General features: G+C 71.0%; 6 protein-coding genes. 4 read left to right on the forward strand and 2 right to left on the reverse strand.

Features of this window, described 5'->3' with window-relative positions:
* Positions 1–702 (reverse strand): hypothetical protein (locus tag D7X55_RS34140; protein ID WP_147470317.1); only part of this gene is annotated, 702 nt, incomplete at its 3' end.
* Between the two features lie 194 nt (positions 703–896).
* Here D7X55_RS34140 and D7X55_RS34145 point away from each other — a divergent pair.
* The 3 genes from D7X55_RS34145 to D7X55_RS34155 all read left to right on the forward strand — a co-directional run bounded on the left by D7X55_RS34145 (position 897) and on the right by D7X55_RS34155 (position 3,661).
* The gene (locus tag D7X55_RS34145) at positions 897–2,180 is read left to right on the forward strand and encodes a hypothetical protein (protein WP_147470318.1); all 1,284 of its coding nucleotides are present in this window, start codon (positions 897–899) and stop codon (positions 2,178–2,180) included.
* 316 nt (positions 2,181–2,496) lie between these two features.
* Positions 2,497–3,141: a hypothetical protein gene (locus D7X55_RS34150; RefSeq protein WP_233610237.1), complete on the forward strand. Its 645-nt coding sequence runs from the start codon at positions 2,497–2,499 to the stop codon at positions 3,139–3,141.
* 22 nt (positions 3,142–3,163) lie between these two features.
* The gene (locus tag D7X55_RS34155) at positions 3,164–3,661 is read left to right on the forward strand and encodes a hypothetical protein (RefSeq protein WP_120553107.1); all 498 of its coding nucleotides are present in this window, start codon (positions 3,164–3,166) and stop codon (positions 3,659–3,661) included.
* Positions 3,662–3,668: 7 nt separating this feature from the next.
* Here the strand turns inward: D7X55_RS34155 and D7X55_RS34160 are convergent, their stop codons facing one another.
* Entirely contained in the window at positions 3,669–4,952 is a 1,284-nt protein-coding gene (locus tag D7X55_RS34160) for a universal stress protein (RefSeq protein ID WP_158616347.1), read from the reverse strand.
* Between the two features lie 350 nt (positions 4,953–5,302).
* Here D7X55_RS34160 and D7X55_RS34165 point away from each other — a divergent pair.
* Positions 5,303–6,037, forward strand: a 735-nt coding sequence (locus D7X55_RS34165) for a cation-transporting P-type ATPase (RefSeq protein ID WP_255425049.1), incomplete at its 3' end; no start/stop codon positions are given.

Below are 6,037 nucleotides of genomic sequence, written 5' to 3' on the forward strand. Positions count from 1 at the left end.
CAGCCGGTCCAGGGAGAGCATGCAGCCGCCGTGGCCCCTGGCCTCGGTGTGCATCGTGGTCTCGCCCGGGGTTCCCGGAGGCGGGCGGAGCGAGGCGGGGACGGGCTGGGGCGTGCGGGGCGTCTCCATCTGGAGGCGCAGGCCCACGGACTGGCCCTCCAGGGTGCGCAGCTCCACGCGCGTGGTCGCGCCGGTGAGGGCGCCGCTGCCCGCGCCGTTCTGTTCCCAGCGGGCCCCCAGGCCCACGGGTTCGGCGGGCAGGAAGGTGCCCAGGTCCTTGAGCAGCCCGGCCAGCTGCTGCATCTGGCCGCGCACGGGGGCGGAGAGCTCCGCGGGCAGCTTCCACTCGAAGCCGCTGGAGCGGCCGTTGGGGGCCACCTGGCCTTCGCCCTTCAGGCCGGGCAGGGGCGACAGCTGGGCGCGGGCGGACTCCACGGTGCGCACGGGCGTGCGCGCGGCGACGAGCAGGTCCACCTCCTCCAAAGTGAAGCGGTAGCGCGCGGACCCATCCGGCAGCACGCGAAGCACTTCCACGGCCATCACCATCTGCACGCCCGGCATCACGGGGCCGGGCTTGTTGCGGCCCGCGTCGCGCAGCGTGGTGGTGCTCTCCGAACGCATGCCAATGCGCTGCACCCCACCGAACAGGGGGCGCAGCAGAAGGGGCTTCTGGGGGGCCTGACCGCGATGCAGGAGGTGCATGGGCAACCAGTCTAACCGGAGCGCTCCGACATCGCGGCGGGGAAGGCACGGCGTGGACGCGGAATCACTGACTGAACCGGAAATCCGTGGGTCCAAATCGTGACGGATGGGTTGTCTTTGACTTGGCTGTGGATGGTGTTGACGGGTGTGAGTGTCTTGCTGAGAATGTAAAACGCTGAACAACCGAGGGGGATATGCTTTTGGAACGTCTGAGACAGATCCGGAAAGCGTTTGTGTTGTTGAGTGGCCTCACCCTCCTGATGGGCGGCTTCGCGCGTGCACAGGGAGGTAAGCCTGCTCCTGCTCCTGCCGTGGACCAGGCTGGCCTCAAGGCGGTGATCGACGCGCAGGCCCAGGCCCTGCTCGAGGCGGAGGCCAAGGCCAGCGCCGCCAAGGCGAAGCAGGAGAGCACCGAAGCGCAAAATCAGGCCGCGGCGGGTGCGAAGGCCGTGGCGGAGAACGCGAAGCTCCTCAAGAGCGGTGTCACCGCAGGCGTCAGCGCGGGGATTCAGTTCCCCATTGGCTCCACGAAGGGCACGAGTCTTCAGAACGCCGGTTTCGTGGCCATGCCCTACGTGGCCTTCTTTCCTGGCTACTGGAAGAGATCCGAGGCGGTCCGGGAGTATTGCGCGTCCGAATGGGGCGGCGGCAGCGAGAGCGATGCGTCCGCCGCCGCGATGGAGGTCGCTCGCCGGAAGGCCACGCTCAAGTTCAACACCTTCATCAGCGCGATGAATGCGGGCGCGACGGACCTGCAGATCCTCGATTGGGAATCGTCAAGGATGCGCATGGATGGGGGCCAGTACCAGAAAACGAAGGAAGACTTCGTCAAGTCAGTGGATGCCTATCGACGCGCCAGCGAGAAGATCACCCTCGCCTCCAAGACCGTGGCCGAGGCGTCAGCCGATGGAAAGGCAGCCGCGCTGACTGCGTTCAGCAATGCCCGCACGGAACGGGATGCTGCCCGAGGCGCCGTCGACGCCGCGCAAGAGGCCTATCTGGCGGCGGCACGGCTGTACCGCAGCTCGCGTGCCGAGGAGCCCATGCCCGCGATCGTGGCCTACACCCGGATCTGGTTGGCGGACGTCGACGGAGAATCGGGTAACCGCGAGGCGAGGAAGAAGGACATCATCCAGTGGATTGCCGACCAGGACTGGAACTCGACCCTGCGCGGAAAGTGCTTCGCGTTGAAGTGGGGCGCGTACCTGGGCCGCACGCTCAACAACGAGGTCCGCGTCCGGGTTGGAGGCGGCGGCATCGAGAAGCGCAACTACGTTCCCCAGCTCTCGTTTGGTGCCACGTTCGCGCCGAACGCCTATGTCTCCGTCCTCGCGGGCGTCACCGTGGGCAACGTGGAGGTCCAGGGAGAAGAGGGGACGCCGCGCGACCCCCGCACGCTCTGGTCGGGCAACGTCTCGGTGGGCGGCAACTTCGACCTCGCCGCGGCGCTCCTCAAGGGCGCACAGTCGCTGCCCTAGCCTCCACTTGAAGCGCGGGCCCGGGTGCCGGTGCGCGCCCGGGCCACTGTGCTTATCGCGAACCGCTGGGACTGTGATGCTTTGGGATAGAGGAGATTCCAGGCAAAGCCAGACAGTGCTGTCTCAGGCCGCGAGGGTGTTTTTCGCGAGCAGCGAGAACGTACGCCCGAGGGGCGAAACACGTCGCGTCGACAGGGTTGATTGTTTATAGACGCGCGCCCAGGCCCGTCTGGAGGCCGCACTGAAGCACACCCACCACAAGATCCTTCCCACTCGCGCGCTGTATTGGTTCCTGGCGGGCCTGGCCCTGCTCTACGTGGAGGCGGCCGCGCTGCTGGATCCCCTGGGCGTGCCCCTGCTTCCGCACCGGTGGGTCCAGGACGTGCTCCAGAGCGGATTCGGCTTCTCCCTGCTCCTCGCGGGCATCCCCTCCTGCATCTGGATCCTGGGCTGGCGGGCCAACGACCTCTTCGCGTGGCTGATGGCGCCGCACACCCTGACGGTGGACGACGAGGGCCTGCGCGCGGACGCCACGCGGATCCGCTGGCGGGACGTGCGGGAGATCGTCGAGCAGACCTCGGACGACCACGTCCTCCTGCGCCACACGGGGGGAACGCTGAAGCTGCGGCTGTACCTGTGGAGCGACCCGGACGCGCTGCACGAAGCGGTGCTGGAGCAGGTCGTGTCGCGCCTCCTGGAGCGCGTGAACCACCAGGTGTCCGCGGGGAAGCCGGTGCGCTTCGGGCCGCTCGTCCTGAGCGACGCGGGGCTCATCCACCGCAAGAAGCTCTGGCGCTGGGACGACATCGAGAGCATCCGGCTCCAGGACGAGGTGGACCAGGGCCATGCGTCCCGCGAGCTCGTCATCGTCGCGCAGGGCAGGCCCCGGAAGTTCGACGAAGCGAAGGTCATCAACGCGCCAGTCCTGCTGGCCTATCTGTCAGGCCGGCTGGCCGGCTGACGCACCCACGGACATCCCCGACATGGAAATCTATCGCTCCCCCCAGTCCCGGAAGCAGGCGGAGAAGCCGCGCGCCATCTACTACTCGCGGGGCAAGCTCATCGCGGGCGTGGTCATCTGGGTGCTGGCCACGCTCGGCTTCGGCGCGCTCACCGTGCATGCGCTGCCGGTGAGCAACCTCTGGGTCGCCATCGCGCTCATCACCCTGTGCGCGGCCTGGATGCTCTTCAACTGCATCCGCGGGCTGGGGAGGCTGGACCGCCCGGTGCTGCTCATCGGCCGGGACGGCATCCGCTTCCCGGATGGCGTGCTCATCGGCTGGGGGGACATGAAGGAGAACGTCTATTACGCCCAGTCGTACATGGGCATCCCCATCCTCAAGATGGTGCGGATCAAGACCACGCTCGCGAAGCCCCGCGTGAAGAAGCTGCGGGTCGCCGCGCTCGCCATGGACAGCGACGAGTACATGGCGCTCTGTGACAGCTACAGCCAGGGCGGCGGGGTCCCCGCCGCGCGCTGACCCGCTTTCAGCGCAGCGGGGGACGCAGCACCAGCACGGGCCGGCGGCTCAGCCCCAGCACCTTGCGCGCCACCGACCCGAGCAGCGCCTCCCTCACGCCCCCGTGGCCGCGCGAGCCCAGGCAGAGCAGCTCCGCGTCCATCCGCTCCGCGGCCTGCACCAGCGCGAGCGCCACGTCCTCGCCATGGAGGACCTCCACCCGCGTGGTGACCTCCCGGGGCTCCAGCCCCCTGGGCACGCGCTCCAGCAGGCGCTGCTTCAGGTCGCGGTGGAGCTCCGCGCCGGCGCGCTCCGGAATCACCGTCACCAGGTGCACCTCCGCGCCCGCGGGCGCCAGCGCGAAGGCGAACGGGATGGTTTCGTCCGCCAGCGGCGACAGGTCCGTGGCCACCAGCAGCCGCCGCACCTGGGGCAGGGGCGCCTCGCCGTGGGAGGCCGCGGGGCTCACCGGCACCACGGCCGCCGACATGGGCGCGAGCCGCAGCGCGTGGTGCGCCACCGAGGCCAGGTTGCCCAGGGCGTTGTGCGGGTGCGTGCCCACCACGAGCAGGTCCACCTCCTGCTCCCGCGCCAGGTCCACCAGGTGGTCCGCGGCGCGGCCCACCGCCATGCGCAGGTGCACGCGCGGGGCGACGCCCGTGTCCGCCAGCGCCGCCACCTCGCGGTGCAGCACGGCCTCGATGCGGGGCGCCACCTCGTCCAGGTTCATGGGGGTGGGCAGGCCCAGGCGACGGCACTGCTCGAAGGCGTAGTAGACGTGCCCCGCCAGCAGCTCGATGGGGCCATCCACGCCCAGCTCCGTCAGCCAGCGCCGGGCGGCCTCGCTGCCCCGGGAGCGGTCCACCCCGAACATCACGCGCAGGGGCCGCGCGCCGGTGAGCCAGGCCTCGAAGGGGGCGGCGTCACGCACGCGCAGCAGCGGCACGGCGCAGTTGCGCGCGATGCGTTCCAGGCTGACGCCCGAACCCAGGGCGGCGGGCTCCTCGCGGGGCGTCCCCACCACCAGCAGCCGCGCCTCGTGCGCCTCGCAGAAGCGGGCCAGGGCTCCCGAGGAGCCGCTCTCCAGCAGCGAGGACTCCACCTTCGCCCCCAGCGGCGCCAGCCTCTGGACCTCCTCGCGCAGCAGCGCCTGCAGGCCCTCGCGCACGGGCTCGGCCGCGACCCGGAGCTGATCCGGGTGGACCTGGTGGACCAGCCAGAGCGGCAGGCCCCGGCGGGCGGCGATTCGCGCGGCCACCTCCGCGGCCTGACGGGAACCCTCGGTGAGGTCGGTTGCGCAGAGGATGGCCATGGCTTGGACTCCGGACGGGGGGAAGGCGCCGCACCGGGGTTTCTTCCGGCCGGTGGGCTCGCGCTGGGAACGCGCCCCGCTATGACCTCCAGGCCTCTTCAGGATGCGTGCCGTCCCGCTCCTCGGGTATGCCGGAGGCCGGCCCGCGCAAGGGTTGCGGCACCAGGAGGCGCGGGCGCAAAAGCTGCGCGTCCCGGGAAAACCGGCCCGCGTCCAACCTGACGGCACGGGCTTCGCAACCGGGCCGGACATCCCGTGAAGCAGGAGCAATCCGACATGAGCCTCCCTGGTTGGCTGGACCCCGAGCATGGCCACCGCATGGAGCGTGCTGGCGGGCGGGCGGTGGCGCGATGAGCGCGGCGACGGGCGCGGCGGCTCCGGCTCCGGCTCCGGAGCCGCGCTGGGGGCTGGAGTCTCGCGAGGCCGAGGCGCGGCTGCGCCAGCACGGGCCCAACCTCCTGACGCGCGAGCAGCCCCGCTCCGCGTGGCTCTTCCTGGGCCGCCAGTTCCGCGGCGGCATGGTGTGGCTGCTGTTGGGCGCGTGCGGCGTGGCGGCGCTGTTGGGCGAGGGCGCGGACGCGGTGGCCATCGCCACCATCGTGGTGCTCAACGCGCTGGTGGGCTTCCTCCAGGAGTACCGCGCGGACCGCGCCGTGCTGGCCCTGCGCGCGCTCACCGCTCCCAGCGCGCGGGTGCTGCGCGACGGCGTGAGCGCCGTGATTCCGGCGTCCCAGGTGGTGCCGGGGGACGCGCTGGTGCTGGAGGCGGGGGACGTGGTGGCGGCGGACGCGCGGCTGCTGTCGGCGCACGCGCTGCTCACGCTGGAGGCGGCGCTCACCGGGGAGAGCACGCCGGTGGACAAGCGGGTGGGCGCGCTGCCGGACTCCACCCCGCTGGCGGAGCGCAGGGACCGCGTCTTCATGGGGACCTCCGTGGCGGCGGGCACGGCGGTGGCGGAGGTGATGGCCACCGGCATGGACACGGAATTGGGCCGCATCGCGCACCTGGTGCGCACGGCGCAGGAGCCCCAGACGCCGCTCCAGGAGCGCCTGGAGGGCGTCACCCGCATGCTGCTGGTGCTGTGC

Source organism: Corallococcus sp. AB049A, assembly GCF_003668885.1.
In the GTDB taxonomy this organism is placed as follows: domain Bacteria; phylum Myxococcota; class Myxococcia; order Myxococcales; family Myxococcaceae; genus Corallococcus; species Corallococcus interemptor.